Source organism: Desulfuromusa kysingii (genome assembly GCF_900107645.1).
In the GTDB taxonomy this organism is placed as follows: Bacteria; Desulfobacterota; Desulfuromonadia; order Desulfuromonadales; family Geopsychrobacteraceae; genus Desulfuromusa; species Desulfuromusa kysingii.
In genome coordinates, this window is record NZ_FNQN01000001.1 from 496,216 (window position 1) to 510,348 (window position 14,133).

At 46.6% G+C, this 14,133-nt stretch carries 17 protein-coding genes; 11 read left to right on the forward strand and 6 right to left on the reverse strand.

Annotation, left to right across the window (positions count from 1 at the left end; all coding sequences use genetic code 11):
* The first annotated feature begins 115 nt into the window (after positions 1–115).
* The 7 genes from BLU87_RS02325 to BLU87_RS02355 all read left to right on the forward strand — a co-directional run bounded on the left by BLU87_RS02325 (position 116) and on the right by BLU87_RS02355 (position 6,343).
* Positions 116–412, forward strand: coding sequence for a DUF2288 domain-containing protein (locus BLU87_RS02325; RefSeq protein WP_092344318.1), 297 nt, complete (start codon positions 116–118; stop codon positions 410–412).
* The gene (locus BLU87_RS02330) at positions 405–1,094 is read left to right on the forward strand and encodes a uracil-DNA glycosylase (protein ID WP_092344319.1); all 690 of its coding nucleotides are present in this window, start codon (positions 405–407) and stop codon (positions 1,092–1,094) included. Before BLU87_RS02325 ends, BLU87_RS02330 begins: the two co-directional genes overlap by 8 nt.
* Positions 1,095–1,146: 52 nt before the next feature.
* On the forward strand, positions 1,147–2,826 hold the full coding sequence (locus BLU87_RS02335; RefSeq protein ID WP_092344320.1) for a P-loop NTPase fold protein: 1,680 nt from the start codon (positions 1,147–1,149) through the stop codon (positions 2,824–2,826).
* A gap of 62 nt (positions 2,827–2,888) precedes the next feature.
* Complete coding sequence (locus BLU87_RS02340; protein WP_092344321.1) at positions 2,889–3,539, forward strand: DUF2959 domain-containing protein; 651 nt, start codon at positions 2,889–2,891, stop codon at positions 3,537–3,539.
* Positions 3,540–3,693: 154 nt separating this feature from the next.
* The gene (locus BLU87_RS02345; protein WP_175498240.1) at positions 3,694–4,617 is read left to right on the forward strand and encodes a selenium metabolism-associated LysR family transcriptional regulator; all 924 of its coding nucleotides are present in this window, start codon (positions 3,694–3,696) and stop codon (positions 4,615–4,617) included.
* A 78-nt stretch (positions 4,618–4,695) separates the two neighbouring features.
* Positions 4,696–5,820, forward strand: a complete 1,125-nt coding sequence (locus tag BLU87_RS02350; RefSeq protein ID WP_092344323.1) for an MFS transporter — start codon at positions 4,696–4,698, stop codon at positions 5,818–5,820.
* 121 nt (positions 5,821–5,941) lie between these two features.
* Positions 5,942–6,343 (forward strand): DNA-binding transcriptional response regulator, encoded by a 402-nt coding sequence (locus BLU87_RS02355; RefSeq protein ID WP_175498241.1) that lies wholly within the window; start codon positions 5,942–5,944, stop codon positions 6,341–6,343.
* 84 nt (positions 6,344–6,427) lie between these two features.
* On the opposite strand, the gene BLU87_RS02360 is transcribed toward BLU87_RS02355, so the two are convergent.
* Genes BLU87_RS02360 through BLU87_RS02385 form a run of 6 tightly spaced genes read right to left on the reverse strand, consistent with a single transcriptional unit; the run spans position 6,428 to position 10,596 of the window.
* Entirely contained in the window at positions 6,428–7,435 is a 1,008-nt protein-coding gene (locus tag BLU87_RS02360; RefSeq protein WP_092344325.1) for a hypothetical protein, read from the reverse strand.
* Positions 7,432–8,124: an ABC transporter ATP-binding protein gene (locus BLU87_RS02365; protein WP_092344326.1), complete on the reverse strand. Its 693-nt coding sequence runs from the start codon at positions 8,122–8,124 to the stop codon at positions 7,432–7,434. Before BLU87_RS02365 ends, BLU87_RS02360 begins: the two co-directional genes overlap by 4 nt.
* A gap of 3 nt (positions 8,125–8,127) precedes the next feature.
* Positions 8,128–9,285: an ABC transporter permease gene (locus BLU87_RS02370; RefSeq protein ID WP_092344327.1), complete on the reverse strand. Its 1,158-nt coding sequence runs from the start codon at positions 9,283–9,285 to the stop codon at positions 8,128–8,130.
* The gene (locus BLU87_RS02375; protein WP_092344328.1) at positions 9,285–9,602 is read right to left on the reverse strand and encodes a hypothetical protein; all 318 of its coding nucleotides are present in this window, start codon (positions 9,600–9,602) and stop codon (positions 9,285–9,287) included. Before BLU87_RS02375 ends, BLU87_RS02370 begins: the two co-directional genes overlap by 1 nt.
* The gene (locus tag BLU87_RS02380) at positions 9,602–10,078 is read right to left on the reverse strand and encodes a nitrous oxide reductase accessory protein NosL (protein WP_092344329.1); all 477 of its coding nucleotides are present in this window, start codon (positions 10,076–10,078) and stop codon (positions 9,602–9,604) included. Before BLU87_RS02380 ends, BLU87_RS02375 begins: the two co-directional genes overlap by 1 nt.
* 5 nt (positions 10,079–10,083) lie before the next feature.
* Positions 10,084–10,596 (reverse strand): nitrous oxide reductase accessory protein NosL, encoded by a 513-nt coding sequence (locus tag BLU87_RS02385; protein ID WP_092344330.1) that lies wholly within the window; start codon positions 10,594–10,596, stop codon positions 10,084–10,086.
* 267 nt (positions 10,597–10,863) lie between these two features.
* Here BLU87_RS02385 and BLU87_RS02390 point away from each other — a divergent pair, with 267 nt between their 5' ends.
* Genes BLU87_RS02390 through BLU87_RS02405 form a run of 4 tightly spaced genes read left to right on the forward strand, consistent with a single transcriptional unit; the run spans position 10,864 to position 14,126 of the window.
* Positions 10,864–11,622 carry an SCO family protein gene (locus BLU87_RS02390; protein WP_092344331.1) on the forward strand — a complete coding sequence of 253 codons (759 nt, stop codon included), beginning with the start codon at positions 10,864–10,866 and terminating at the stop codon, positions 11,620–11,622.
* The gene (locus BLU87_RS02395; RefSeq protein ID WP_092344332.1) at positions 11,619–13,244 is read left to right on the forward strand and encodes a cytochrome c oxidase subunit I; all 1,626 of its coding nucleotides are present in this window, start codon (positions 11,619–11,621) and stop codon (positions 13,242–13,244) included. Before BLU87_RS02390 ends, BLU87_RS02395 begins: the two co-directional genes overlap by 4 nt.
* Positions 13,234–13,833 carry a cytochrome c oxidase subunit 3 gene (locus BLU87_RS02400; RefSeq protein ID WP_092344333.1) on the forward strand — a complete coding sequence of 200 codons (600 nt, stop codon included), beginning with the start codon at positions 13,234–13,236 and terminating at the stop codon, positions 13,831–13,833. Before BLU87_RS02395 ends, BLU87_RS02400 begins: the two co-directional genes overlap by 11 nt.
* A gap of 8 nt (positions 13,834–13,841) precedes the next feature.
* Positions 13,842–14,126 carry a cytochrome C oxidase subunit IV family protein gene (locus tag BLU87_RS02405; RefSeq protein ID WP_092344334.1) on the forward strand — a complete coding sequence of 95 codons (285 nt, stop codon included), beginning with the start codon at positions 13,842–13,844 and terminating at the stop codon, positions 14,124–14,126.
* The last annotated feature ends 7 nt before the right edge of the window (positions 14,127–14,133 follow it).

Genomic DNA, 14,133 nt, shown 5'->3' on the forward strand with positions numbered 1-14,133 from the left:
TAGCATGGGAAATATTTCAAGTGTTTATTTCTCTTAATCGTATTTAGGTGGGGGATCGCTTGACGCTCGTCTAGTTGCTGGTTATTCTTCAGGATATTTAAGGGAGGAAGTTGAAATGTCCGAAATCGCTGAAAGTTTTAAGCGTGACCTTGCCGCAGTGAATTGGCGCGAGCTGAGGATTCATTTGCAGCGGGATGCTATTATTGTTGTTGCTGAAGGACTTGATCTGGTCACGGTCGGAGTCGCTGTCGCTGAAGATAACAAGGGGCTTGTTGAGGGCTGGATTGCTGCTCATCAATTGGGAAAACCAAACGAACCGCAGTTACAAAGTTGGGAGCAGGAACCCGACAGAAGGTTTAAAATGTTGATCGTCCAGCCCTTTATCTTGATACAAGATGACAATAATGGCTGATTCGTTTGTTGCCTCACTCAGCCATTATCAGAGTTCTATGGTGTTCAATCCCTGGAAGGATGTTGACCCAGAGCATGATCAAAGTGTCCAGGGTCCACAGATCCGCAGGCGTCAGCTCTGCCACTATTTGCAGGAGCGAATCGGAATTGCTGATACCCTTCTTTGTGCTGAAGCGATCGGTTATCAGGGCGGGCATTTCAGTGGTATCCCGATGACATCAGAGCGGCTTCTGCTGGGAGGATTAGAACATAAAAATCTGTTTCCAGAGATGGTCTTTCGTGACTTATCGCCACAGCGTACGAGTCGCACTGATATTAAAAGTCACGCTGTTCAACAACTTGGATTTACTGAGCCGACAGCAACGATTGTGTGGGGCTTTTTAGCTGATCATCAGGTTGATACGCGACGGATGATTTTGTGGAATGCGTTCCCCTGGCATCCCTATCATCCCGCGAAGGGTCTGTTGAGCAATCGTACCCCTGATGATGCGGAACTGATGGTTGGCCATCAGTTCTTACTCCAGTTGCTCAAACTAGGACAATTTAAGCAGGTTGTTGCGATTGGTGAAAAATCGACTTTGCAGCTGCAACAATTGGGGATTGCCGCTGTCAAGGTACGGCATCCTGCTAATGGTGGCGCTGGAAAGTTTCGGGCACAGATGTCTGATTTATTGCAGAATTGACGTTCAGCAAAAGCAGCAGTCCATTTCCGGCCGATTGTGAAAATGAGGTGTTATGTCAATTGATATTTTAGAGAGTCAGATTGCCCGTTTTCTTGCCAGTGAGGCTCCAGAGGTGATGTCGATTAAAGGAGCCTGGGGGGTCGGTAAGACCTATGCCTGGAATAAATATCTGGTCAGCGCAAAAAACCAGAAGAAGATTGCCCTGAAAAAATATTCCTATGTCTCCCTTTTCGGGGTCAACTCTCTTGCCGATCTCAAGTTTTCTATTTTTGAAAACATGGTTGACGAACAATTTTTTGGCCGTAGACCAACGATTGAGACCTTTAAAGAAAATACCGCCCATCTCCTCAAGTCGTTGGGGAGAAAAACCCTGCCGATCATCTCTTCAAGTGCATCAATTGATCACTACCATTCCATCATCAGTTCACTGTCATTTCTCTCTTTGGGAAAAACAATTATCTGCATTGATGACTTTGAACGTAAAGGAAACAGTATCGATGCTCAGGATATCTTAGGTCTGATTACCCTGCTCAAGGAGCAGAAGAAATGTAAAATCATTCTGATCCTCAATGATGAAAGCCTCAGCAAGGGATCATCTATTGATTATGTCAGGTTGCGGGAGAAGGTCATTGATACCGAGTTACGGTTTGCGCCAACTGCCGCTGATTGTGTTGCCATTGCCCTGAGTGATAGCAAGGTTGCCCATTTATTGGGGAAAAATGTGATTAAACTCGGGATTAACAATATCCGCATTATCAAAAAGATTGAAAAATTGGCGGCATTACTGCTGCCACATCTGCAGAGTTATGATGGCCAGGTTCTTTCCCAGGCGTTACGGACAATCAGTCTGTTGACTTGGTGTTATTATGGGCAGTCAAGTGACACCCCTGATTATAGTTTTGTGATTGGCCGCAATAGCGCCTTCGGTGATCTGGATGATGAAGTGATGCTTTCAACTCAGCAACAGGTGTGGTGTGCAGTTCTCAGGGGCTATGATAACTACTCCGTTGATGAGTTCGATCTGCAGATTGCCAAGTTGGTTGAAAATGGGTACGTTGATGAAGAGGGGCTGCAAGAAGAGGCTGCGCGGCTCAATGAGAAGATTTTGGCCGCTCGTTCGGAAGACTCCTTTCAGGAAGCTTGGCGGAAGTTTCATGGTTCGTTTGATAGTGACGATCAGGAGGTTATCACCTGCCTGTCTGATAGCTTTAAACATAATGCCAAATATATCAGCCCGGTTAATCTGGATGGGACAGTCCGTTTGCTCAGATATCTTGGAAAAGATAAGTTGGCGACAAAGATTATCGATCTATACCTTGAAAAAAGAAAAACAGAGCCCGAGCTTTTTAACCTTGAGATCTCTGCGTTACCTGGAAAAATCAAAGATCCTGAGGTCATAGAGAAATTTAAGAAAAAATATGCCTCACTTAGTACCAAGCGGTCCCTGCTGGAAATCTGTGATCAAATTCTTGCCTGCGATAGTTGCAGCGATGAAGAAGAGATGCATATGTCACAAGCATCAATTCAAGAATATATCGAGTTATTCAAATCGCAAAAAGGACAGAAGCTCTCTCAATATGTTGATCTGTGTCTCAAGTTTCGCCGCCTTGGAGGCACAACCGAGCAACAGGAATTTATTTCGGAAAAATCAACCGAGGCGCTGAAGATGATCGGTAGAGAGAGTCGCTTGAATGCCAGTCGGGTCAGGCGGTTTGGGATAAAGGTTGAATGAGGCTGTTTTGTGAGACCCTGAATTATTAACCAGAGATTTCCCCGTTTTTTATGGAGTTGCTGATGCTGAATAGCTTGAAACGAGTTACGGTTTTTGCGTTGATCTTTACGCTAACGGGTTGTAGTGGCGTTTACTACGGGGCCATGGAGAAAATAGGTGTCCACAAACGCGATATTCTTGTTGATCGGGTGATTGAGGCGCGAGACAGTCAGCAGGCGACCAAAGAGCAGTTTGCGTCAGCGTTGGAAAACTTCAATCGTGTGGTCAACTTCCAAGGGGGAGAGTTGGAAGATAAGTACCGTGAGTTGAAGAAGGAGCTTGATGCAAGCGAAGATCAAGCTGATGAAGTTCACAACCGGATCAACGCAGTTAAAGATGTCGCTGAGGCCCTGTTTGCTGAGTGGGAGGGAGAACTGGAGCTGTACAACAGCGCCAGTTTACGCCAGGCGAGTGAGAAACAGTTAAAACAAACCAAAACCCGTTACAATCAATTAATCGGGGCAATGAGAAAAGCCGAATCCACGATTGCCCCTGTCCTTAATCCTCTGCGTGACCAAGTGTTGTTTCTGAAGCATAATTTGAATGCCCGTGCGGTTGCTTCTTTGCAGGCAGAACTCACTCGGATCGAGGTTGATGTTTCACGCCTGATCCGCGATATGGAAATCGCGATGGATGAAGCGGATCGTTTTATTCAGACCCTCCAAGCGGATTAAGCCTCTCCATCGCGGAATAGATCACGGCTGCTGTGTCGCTGAACATTAAAGTTTTTGACGGGTATTGTTCTGTGGATAAAGGATTGACTTCTGCCGCTGGATAGATAATCTATATAAACAATTATTGCTATTCATAAAAACAATGGAGGGTTTGATGACATTACGTCAACTTGAGTTATTTATTGCGGTTGCCGAAACAAAAAGTTTTTCTCGTGGTGCGGAGCTGATTGCTTTGACCCAGTCGACGGTCAGCCAACATATTGCTGCCTTGGAGCGCGAAACCAACACCAGACTGTTAGATCGGACCAACAAAGGGATTTTTCTTACCGCGGGCGGTGAGATTTTTTTACAGCATGCTCGCCGCGTGTTGGCGGAACGAGATGTATTACTTCAGGCCATGGCGGGATTGCATGGGTTGGAAAAGGCGACTCTCAATCTGGGAGCCAGTAATATCCCTGCTAATTATTTGATTCCCTGCTTTTTGCCTGTCTTAAAAGACAAGTACCCAGGGATTTCTCTGACGATGAGAATTGGAGATAGCAAGGAGATTCTTGATGAGTTGAAATCCGGGCAGCTGGAATTAGGGATTGTGGGGGGGCGTATTGACGATGATGTCTACAGTTATGACCCCTTGCTTAAGGACAAGTTGGTGATGATTGTCGGTCCTGATCACCCTCTAAAAGACCGTCAGTCTATCACCAAAGAGGAGTTGAAAAATGAAGTGATTGTCGTCAGAGAGGAAGGCTCGGGGACTTACCAGGCGCTGCAAAATGCATTTTTGTTGGCCGGTATTGATCATGCATCATTCAATATCGTTGCTCAGCTTGGTAGCAATGAAGCGGTAAGGCGAGCGGTCGCTGCTGGCTATGGTTGTGCTTTTGTTTCTGATCTTTCAATCCAAAATAATTTACGTCATGGAGAACTGTTTAAAATTGATGTTGAAGGCTTAACCATCGATCGTCAGCTCTGGCTGGTCAAGTTACGTGAACGCACCGCTTCACCGGCATCCATCGCCTTTTCTGAATTGCTAAAGAGTAGCGCCATATTAGATAATTTGGGGCAGTGCTGTAATGTTTAGCTCTCATTGATATCGGCCAATAGATTGATCCCGTCCCCACTAAAATCATGGCAACGTCCAGAATTGTTACTCTTTCTCATGGCGTTTGCAGTCCCTTTAAGTTTCGCCGCTTGGCAGGCTTTATTGAACAATTTTGCGATTGAAAGAGCAGCATTTACCGGCAAGGAGATGGGGATGCTGCAATCGTTGCGGGAAATCCCCGGTTTTCTTGCTTTCGGTGTTGTGTTTCTGTTGCTCGTGGTCCGGGAGCAACGTCTAGCAACAATTTCTTTGCTGTTGTTGGGGATGGGAACTGCTCTGACAGGTTTCTTTCCATCGGTCGTTGGTCTTTATGTGACCACGGTGATGATGTCTCTTGGATTTCATTATTATGAAACCATGCAGACATCTTTAACCCAGCAATGGATTGAGAAAGGGCGGGCTGCCGAATTCTTTGGCCGGCTCATCGCTGTTGGTTCGGTTGCGGCGATTGTGGTTTTTATTTTGATCTGGCTGGGGACAAACTTTTTTAATATTGATTATCGCTGGCTCTATCTTGCTTTCGGGGGGATGACCGTCATTATTGCTTTAACGGTATGGGTGATATTTCCCGCCTTTCCTCAGCACAGCGTGCAGCACAAACATATGCTCCTGCGCCGGCGCTATTGGCTTTACTATGCGCTGGTTTTTATGTCAGGCGCCAGGCGGCAGATATTTATGGTCTTTGCCGGATTTTTGATGGTGGAAAAGTTTGGCTTTACCGTCAGCAATATCGCCATGTTATTTATGCTGAATGCTTCGTTCAATGTTCTCTTTGCCCGCAAAATTGGCCGTTTGATCGCTCGGTTTGGTGAACGGAATGCTTTGTTGGTGGAATATACCGGGTTATTCTTTGTCTTTGTGGGTTATGCTTTAGTTGATGTCGCTTGGGCTGGCGCCTCTCTCTATATCTTGGATCACCTGTTTTTTGCTCTGGCAATCAGCATTAAAACCTATTTTCAAAAGATTGCTGCCCCCGAAGATATTGCTTCAACCGCCGGAGTGAGTTTCACCATCAATCATGTTGCTGCGGTCTGTCTCCCCGTGTTTTTTGGGCTTCTCTGGCTCACCTCAACCTCTTTGGTTTTTTATGTCGGGGCCTTGCTGGCTTTGGTTTCATTGTCCCTTTCACTGTTGATCCCCCGATTTCCGCAACAAGGTCGAGAAACCCTTCTGAGTCATTGACGACTTTTGTCGCAGCTATTTGTTTGTTTCCGGAGAATAATTCCACATTATTTTATGTGGTTCAGTTTTTTGTCAGAACGTCATGGTAGGTTTAGTAAACCTTTACGTGAAAGGCAGGAAAATGGAGAGAAAAGCTCTGGTCGTTGATGATGATGTTTATTGTCTGGATATCTTTATTGAATACCTGCAGGACAAAGGCTTTAATGTTGCGTCTTCTCTGAATCCCACCTGTCTGTTGATTGAAAAAAAGCTCGCCAAATGCCCCATGGACGTCCCTTGTTTTGGCATTATCCTTTCTGATAACCAGATGCCTGAGATGACTGGTCTGGAATTTTTTCAATATCAGAGCCAGAGAGGCTGTAAAATTCCTGTTCACCGCAAAGCTCTGATATCTGGTGATATCTCTCCGAAAGAACGGGATATTGCTGAAGGTATGGGTTGTCAATTATTTCAAAAACCAACCTCACTTGAATCTATCGACGCGTGGATTGATTCTGTTCTAGACGAACGTGTTAATTTGTAGTGATGCGCGCTGGAGTCTATCCGGGGAGCAGGCCAATCATCGCTGAATCAGCGTCGATTGGCAACGTTGCTGCTGGGTGAAGATTCAATATCCCAGAAGTGTGAACGAACCGAAGACCATCTGCCAACAACTGATAAGTAGAAATATCAGTGTTGCCCACAGTGAAAACCATAGCCAGTTTCTCTCAATCCTGTCGACCTCTTTTTCTATGCTTTCATGCTGACGTAACGGCTGACAGATCCCCGGGAGCATCCCATATAAGGTGGCGATAAATAGGGCCGCATAGATAGGATAGCCAACATAACCATAATGGCTCTGGAGCATATCAAAGGGGCAATGGTGGCTGGGCATTTGATAGATGTAAAGGGAGATAAATGAGATGATTGCACCTAACGAGATAAAGAGCATGAGTACGGCTGTCATAAACAGCAGGGGTCTCAGGATGGTTGCTTTAAACCTGAGACAGGCAGATAAAACGATCAAGTGAGTGCCCGTCATGGAAAAAAATAACAGCATCGCCTGTCGAGCGGGCATTCCCGCCAGCTCACTGACGACACTTTCTCCGTCCGCACTAAACAACGAGCCGCAACATGAGGTGATGATCTCTGGTTGTAACCCACGGAAATAGCGCCACTGAAGATAGCCATCCAGTGCCACAAGAGGAGTGAGTAATAAGAGAGCAAAGTATTTTTGTCGTACCAATGGGCAATCCTCTGTTCGCTGATCGAGACGGTTCAAGATCACCCAGAGGGCTGCGGCAAACAGTAATATTCCCTTGATGAGAAGAACCAACCAGCCGACCAGATTGGCATTCAAGGACCCCGTAGCGCACATGGCACCGACAAACAGTTGATGGATATCCTCAGCGGTGGCGATAAACAAGAATGCTGAGAAAATTTGAAATCCAAGAGCATAATTCACCAGGGTGGAGACCAACCAGGTTTTCCGTTCCAGAATGATTTGCCCTTCTGAACTGCTGCTGGCATCCCAACTTAAAAGGATCCTGATCCCTAGCCCGCTGGCTATCAACATCACCAGCAGGGTAAGGAGTGATCCACTAAGGAGAGAGAGAATTCCCGGATGCAGAATCATTGGTTTTTGTCCTCGACAATTTCGCCATGGCGTAAACTGACACGCCGCTGAATCAATGGTGACTGATAGATAGCTGGGTCGTGGGTGGCAATGATAATGGTTTTTCCTTCGGTATTCAGGTTGGCTAAAATACCCAGCAGAATTTCAGACAAGTTACTGTCGAGGTGAGCTGTGGGTTCATCAGCGATAATAATATCCGGGTTGGCAACTAACGCTCGAGCTATGGCAACCCGTTGCTGTTCTCCGCCAGAGAGCTGCTTCACTTTTTTTCTCATCATTTTCTGCAACTCAAACCGCTCCAGAACTGCGCCCGCTGTTTTTTTCATCACACGGAACGATTGATTTGAAGGGTAGAGCGGTAACATCACGTTTTCCAGGACACTGACGTCGCGCAACAGATTGTATTGTTGGAAGACGAAGCCAAATGATGTGCGCCTGATTTGCGCCAGAAATCGTTCTGGAAGTTTGGAGACCAGGCGCCCACGTAATTGAATGCTTCCTGATGTCGGTTTCGACATACAGCCAAGCAGGCTGAGTAACGTGGTTTTTCCGGAGCCACTCGGTCCAGTGAGGGCAACAACTTCACCTGCGGTAATCTTTAAAGAGATGTCCCGCAAGGCAATGACTTCATCGGGTTGATGGCGATGATAAATTTTATTCAGGTTTGTAATCGTCAGTAAAGGCGACATATCTCAGCCTCTCATTATCTGTTCGGGGTCGGTCACAGCCGTTTTCCAGGATGGAATGATAGTGCAGACAAGATAAGGGCCGATGGTCAGGAATGCGAGGACAAATAGCTGGTAAAAATCGATAGCGGGGGTGAGTTGAAATTTTGGGAACAGAACCGACCACCCTTTAAGTAGTGGCACCAGTGCCGGTGCAGCGAAAACAAAAACATGAATCCAGGCGGCAAGGATACCCAGCAGAAAGGATGTCAAGGAGAGGACGAGTCCCTCCCAGAACTTGGCGGTGAGAACGTCAGCCGTTTCCCAGCCCAGTGCTTTCAGGATACCGATTTCCTGTTTCTCTGTGGCACTGATTCCAGTCGCCTTGTCCCAAGCCAGGATGCAGAAAGAGATCAGCGCGGCAATCGCAACGGCAAGCATCATCCCGCTCCGCCAGTTGAACAGTGTGTCGTAGGTATGGAGAATTTCATCACGGCTGATGGGGCGGGTGTCAGGAAGCAAGTATTTAATTTTCTTTGCCAACGTTTTTATTTCACGCGGATTGTAGACCTCAACAACCAGATCAGTGGCCATTTCTGGATCCATCGAAAAAAATGTTCTTAAGGTTGTCTCTGGCAGAATAACCAGATCGTTGGTTAACAGGCTGGACTCTGCTTGAAAGATGCCGGTAATTTTAAACCTGTTGCTCTTTTGTTCGTTGTCTTCAAGGACCAGGTTGTCGCCAATGGCAGGGCCAAAGGCATCAGCAACCCCCTTGCCGATAGCACATTCTTGCGGGTTTTCTGGTAGGTTCCCATCCAATAACAGCAATTCTGCTGGCGGATTGTTGCTCCCGATTAAGGTCAGATTGGCTTTGATCAAAGAATCATAGTAATAACCCCAGACTCTTGGAGTTACCGATTTGACGCCTGGCAGGTGTTTGATGGTTGTGGTGTAGTGCGTCGGAATTAAATCGTGACGACCCGCAGAAATCCGTTGAACAGTCAGAGCCGGGGCTTCAGTCAAACTTCCGGTGGCCTCCTCTTTTAACGCATGGGTTAAAAATAACACCGAGCCGAGAGTGGCAATTGTGAAGGCGTAGACAACGATCAGAGAGAAGTTTTTTGCTTTCCGGCGGATCAGGCTGGAGAGGGTATATTCGAGTATTTTTAATTGCCGGCGCATCAGTCCTGCTTCTCTGTTGAAGGTTGAATTCGAACCTGGCTGGCAAATCCAATCGGTCGCGGAGGAATCATCGATCCCGTTGGGAAGTGCTCAAATGCGCCGGGAAAATCCTGAAATGCGGCAAAGACATCGGCCTGAGTGGGGTGCCTGGTATAGCGTGCTTCACTGCTAAGGGAGAGGTCGCTAATGCCCAGAACTTTCACTAGTTGCCGCTTTGCAGATGGATCACTGCTCTGAGTTGTCCCGACTAACAACAAACTGGTCGTTGCCGCTGCCAAAAAGGTGGTCAATGCCAAATAAGCGATTGCGCGGATCATCAGTTCGGCGGCAATAGGTCAAGGGTTATCTGCTCAAATGTCAGGATCTGTGAACCAGAGTGATCACGCATGAAAGTTTCCGCTAACTCTTTTCCTGCAACCGGGATCAATTCTTTGCCCATCGGTCCGTAGACATCACTGCCTGCGACAAAAAAGACTTCATCCACTAGCATGAACTGAGCGCGGTAATATTCGGTCACATAAATTGCGGTAATCTCTCCTTTGGTCCCTTCACCTTCGCCCTCCGGCAATTCCAGATAATAACGGAACAGGTCTTTGCAGCCGTCAAAGAAGATTTGCTGACCATCTTTAAGGACAATTGTGGCAATCCAGTCGGGGTAGGGGGCGACAAACATCCCGCAAACGGGGCAGCGATCTTTTGGCCCTGGCATCTTGGGGCCCGCAGATAGAGCGGCAGTGGAGAACAAGCCGACAAGACAAACCATCACGAAGATTTTTTTAAGGAGTCTCTTCATGGGCTTTATTGTTTCTTCATTTTCATCTTCTTCATGGCCCTCATTTTACGAATTCGCTGGGTATCCTGGTACATGTCTTCGTAACTGGCTTTCATGGCTTGATCAAAATTGGCAATGACACCACCATGACTGGCAATAAAAGCCTCAGCATCGGACTGCTGTGCAAAAGCCCATTTGGCTCTCGAGGTCATCACTCCCTGTTTGTCACCACCAAGAACCCATACCGCTGTTTCAGCGGTGAGAAGTGTTCCGGTCTGATAGTCAGCGACAAAGAGATGTTTCGGTACGCGATCAATCGCATTGGCGAACTCAAGAGCCATACAGTGAATACTGCAGGTGCCGACTTCGCTACCATCCTCATATTCCACCAGCATGCGACTGTGACCAAACTTGGTTCGATCCATCCCGCAATAACTGCAGGTGGCGTGGACAACTTGATCCTGATGTTGTTGCGCTAGAGCAGGAGAGCCCGTCAGACTGAGCAGGAGGATAAATAGCAGAGCCGATAATCTTTTCATCTGGACACCTCTTGGGACAGGGTAGTTGATTGACAATGTGACGAACGGAAAAATGTTTTGTATGAATTTTATACCATGGAACCGATAACTCAACAAATGGCGCTGTAATTATTTGTGAATTCAGCGCCAGAAGTTTGCGATTAATGACAATAACGTTTTTTTTAGAAAAAGTTATTTGCTAAAGTTGATCATTTTGGTAAGCTTTACATCTGTTTTTATTCTGTTAGAGTATGGAAACTATACATTGATATTTTCCAGGGAGGCCTTTTGCTGCACAAAGTTTTATTATTACTGTTGTTCCTCTTGGTGGCTACACCGGTATTTGCGACAGACGGACGGGTTGAGTTGGTTGAACGTCTCGGAGAGAAAATCCCTCTGCAGTTGAATTTTGTTGATTCGACTGGTGTCAATGTCAGTCTGGAAGAGCTGGTCGATCGTCCGACTCTGATTGTCCCGGTGTTCTATGATTGCCGCAATGTTTGTAATATGATGCTGGGAACTCTTTCCGCTGTTCTGCCAGAAGTTAAGATGGAGCCGGGTGAAGCATATAATGTTATAACTTTTAGCTTTGATCCCTTAGAGACTCCCGCAATGGCGGCCCACAGTAAGCAGACATTTCTGACGGCAATGCAAGCGCCTTTCCCGAAACAAGCATGGCGTTTTCTTACTGGCACGCAAGAAAATATCCTGCAGTTGACGGATGCAGCCGGTTACTATTTTAAAAAAGAGGGTGACGAATTTCTCCACCCGATCACCGCGTTTATCGTGACCAAAGACGGAACCATTGTCCGCTATCTGCCGGGACAGAGGTTTTCAGCTATTGATATGTCGATGGCTTTATTTGAAGCAAGCGAGGGTCGCATCGGTAAACCGATCCGTCAGGCTTTGCAGTTTTGTTTCAGTTATGACCCGGAAGGTCGCCGCTACGTATTTAATCTGATGCGAGTGAGTGGCACGGTTATCTTGTTAACTCTTGGCAGCTTTTTGCTCTTTCTTATTTTGAGCGGTAGAAAGAAGAAAAAATGACAAATGAGCCTCTAAAATACACCGGTTTTTACAGCGAAAGTCCCCGCCCTGGAATCCTTGGTTGGCTTTTGTCTACTGACCATAAGCGGATCGGTATCATGTACCTTGTCTGCATCGTGACAATGTTTCTTGTTGCCATGTGTCTAGGTCTTGCTCTGAGACTGGAGTTGATCGCACCGGGCCCGACGATCATGGGGCCGCAGACCTATAATGCGACTTTTACGGTCCATGGCATTATCATGATCTTTCTGTTTATTATCCCGAGTATCCCGGCGGCTTTCGGTAATCTGGTCTTACCGATTCAAATCGGGGCCAGAGATGTCTCTTTTCCGAAGCTGAACCTTCTCTCCTGGTATTGTTATATTATTGGTGGAATTCTTGCTGTCATCTCTATCTTTGCTGGCGGTGGAGCACCAGATACGGGTTGGACTTTCTATGTCCCGTTCAGTACCCAGACCACGACCAACGTCAATCTTGCCGTCACCGGGGCGCTGATGCTGGGTTTTTCTTCCATGTTGACCGGGATAAATTTTGTCACCACAATTCACCGTTTACGTGCAGAAGGGATGGGCTGGGGACGGCTGCCAATGTTTGTTTGGACTCTCTACTCTACGGCCTGGATACAAATACTTGCGACCCCGATGCTCGGGATTACCCTGATATTGATTGTCTTGGAACGTGTTTTCGGGGCGGGGTTGTTTGATGCTGCCCGTGGTGGTGATCCTATTCTTTATCAGCATCTATTCTGGATCTATTCGCACCCTGCCGTTTATATTATGATCCTCCCTGGGATGGGGGTTATCTCAGAGATTATCCCAACTTTCTCCCGAAAACCTTTGTTCGGTTACTGGGCTATGGCTTTTTCCAGCCTGGCTATTGCTTTTGCTGGGTCTCTGGTGTGGGCGCATCATATGTATGCCAGTGGCATGAGTGACTTTGCCATTCTGGTCTTTTCATTTTTGACATTTATTGTGGCTATTCCGAGTGCAATAAAAGTTTTCAACTGGGTTTCAACGCTCTACAAAGGGTCTATTCAGTTAGCTCCGCCAATGTTACACGCCCTTGCTTTTATCTTTAACTTTGCGATTGGCGGTCTGGGTGGTTTGGCTCTGGGAGCTGCAGCCAGTGATATCCATTTGCATGATACGACTTTTGTCGTGGGCCATTTTCATTACACCATGTTTGGTGGAACGGGCTTTGCCTTTTTTGCCGCGCTCCACTACTGGCTACCGAAATTTACTGGACGCATGTATAACCACAAAATTGCTGTGATCAGTTGGGGGCTGGTGTTCGTCGGTTTTAACGTCACCTATATGGCGATGCAAGCTGTCGGTGTTCAGGGGATGCCGCGACGCTACTATGATTATTTACCTGAGTTCATGCCTCTGAATGTTGTCTCCACTGTAGGATCCTGGGTTCTTGCCATAGGCCTGGTGATGATGTTCGTCAATCTTTGGAATGGTATTCGTCGGGGCCATCCCGTTGGTAAAAACCCATGGGGCAGTGCGACTTTGGAATGGACAATCCCTTCACCGCCACCAATGGAAAACTTTGGTGAAGAGGATCCGATCGTGACCAAAGGTCCTTATGATTATAAAGGGGTTGTTGCCGATGAGTATTGAACACCGTGATGATACAGGTGCCCGCTTTGGTATGTGGTTGTTTCTTTATACCGAAGTGATCCTCTTCAGCGGGCTATTTATCCTCTATTCTGTTGGATTGGCTAAATTTCCACAGCAATTTGCAGAAGCGAGCCATAAGCTGAATATCTATTTTGGAACAATTAATACCCTGGTCCTGTTAACCAGCAGTTTAACCATCGCTTTGGCGATTACAGCGATTCAAAAAAATAAAATAAAGCTCACTCTGAATCTGTGCTTTGTTACAATTTTTCTGGCCATTGTCTTTTTGATTAATAAATACTTTGAGTGGTCTGCCGAGATTGGTCATGGCATTTATCCTGGGTCTGAACATCTAGCAGAGATGGGACCTGGAATCACTGCATTTTTTAACCTCTATTACTTTACTGCCGGTCTGCATGGGTTCCATATCTTGATTGGCGGTACTCTGATTGCTGTTGTTGCAACATTGATTGCCAAAGGTAAGGTGACCAGTGATCGCTACACATTGCTGGAAAACAGTGCCCTTTATTGGCACCTGGTCGATCTGGTCTGGATCTTCCTGTTTCCGCTTTACTATTTGATTCTGTGAGGTGATCTATGACAGAGCATAAACATGAACCTGTCCCTTTCCGGACATTTATTCTGATCTGGTTTGCATTACTTGTCTTGACTGTGGTGACTGTTGCCGTTTCCCGGGTCCACTTGGGGGCATGGAATATCTGGGTGGCATTGACCATTGCCTCAATCAAATCAAGTCTGGTGGTTTTTATTTTCATGCACTTAAGGCAGGAATCAAAACTTTTTAAGATCGGGCTTTTGACCCTGCTGATCATTGTCGCAATCTTCATTGGGCTGACTTTTACCGATGTGCTTTACCGTTAGGGAGACA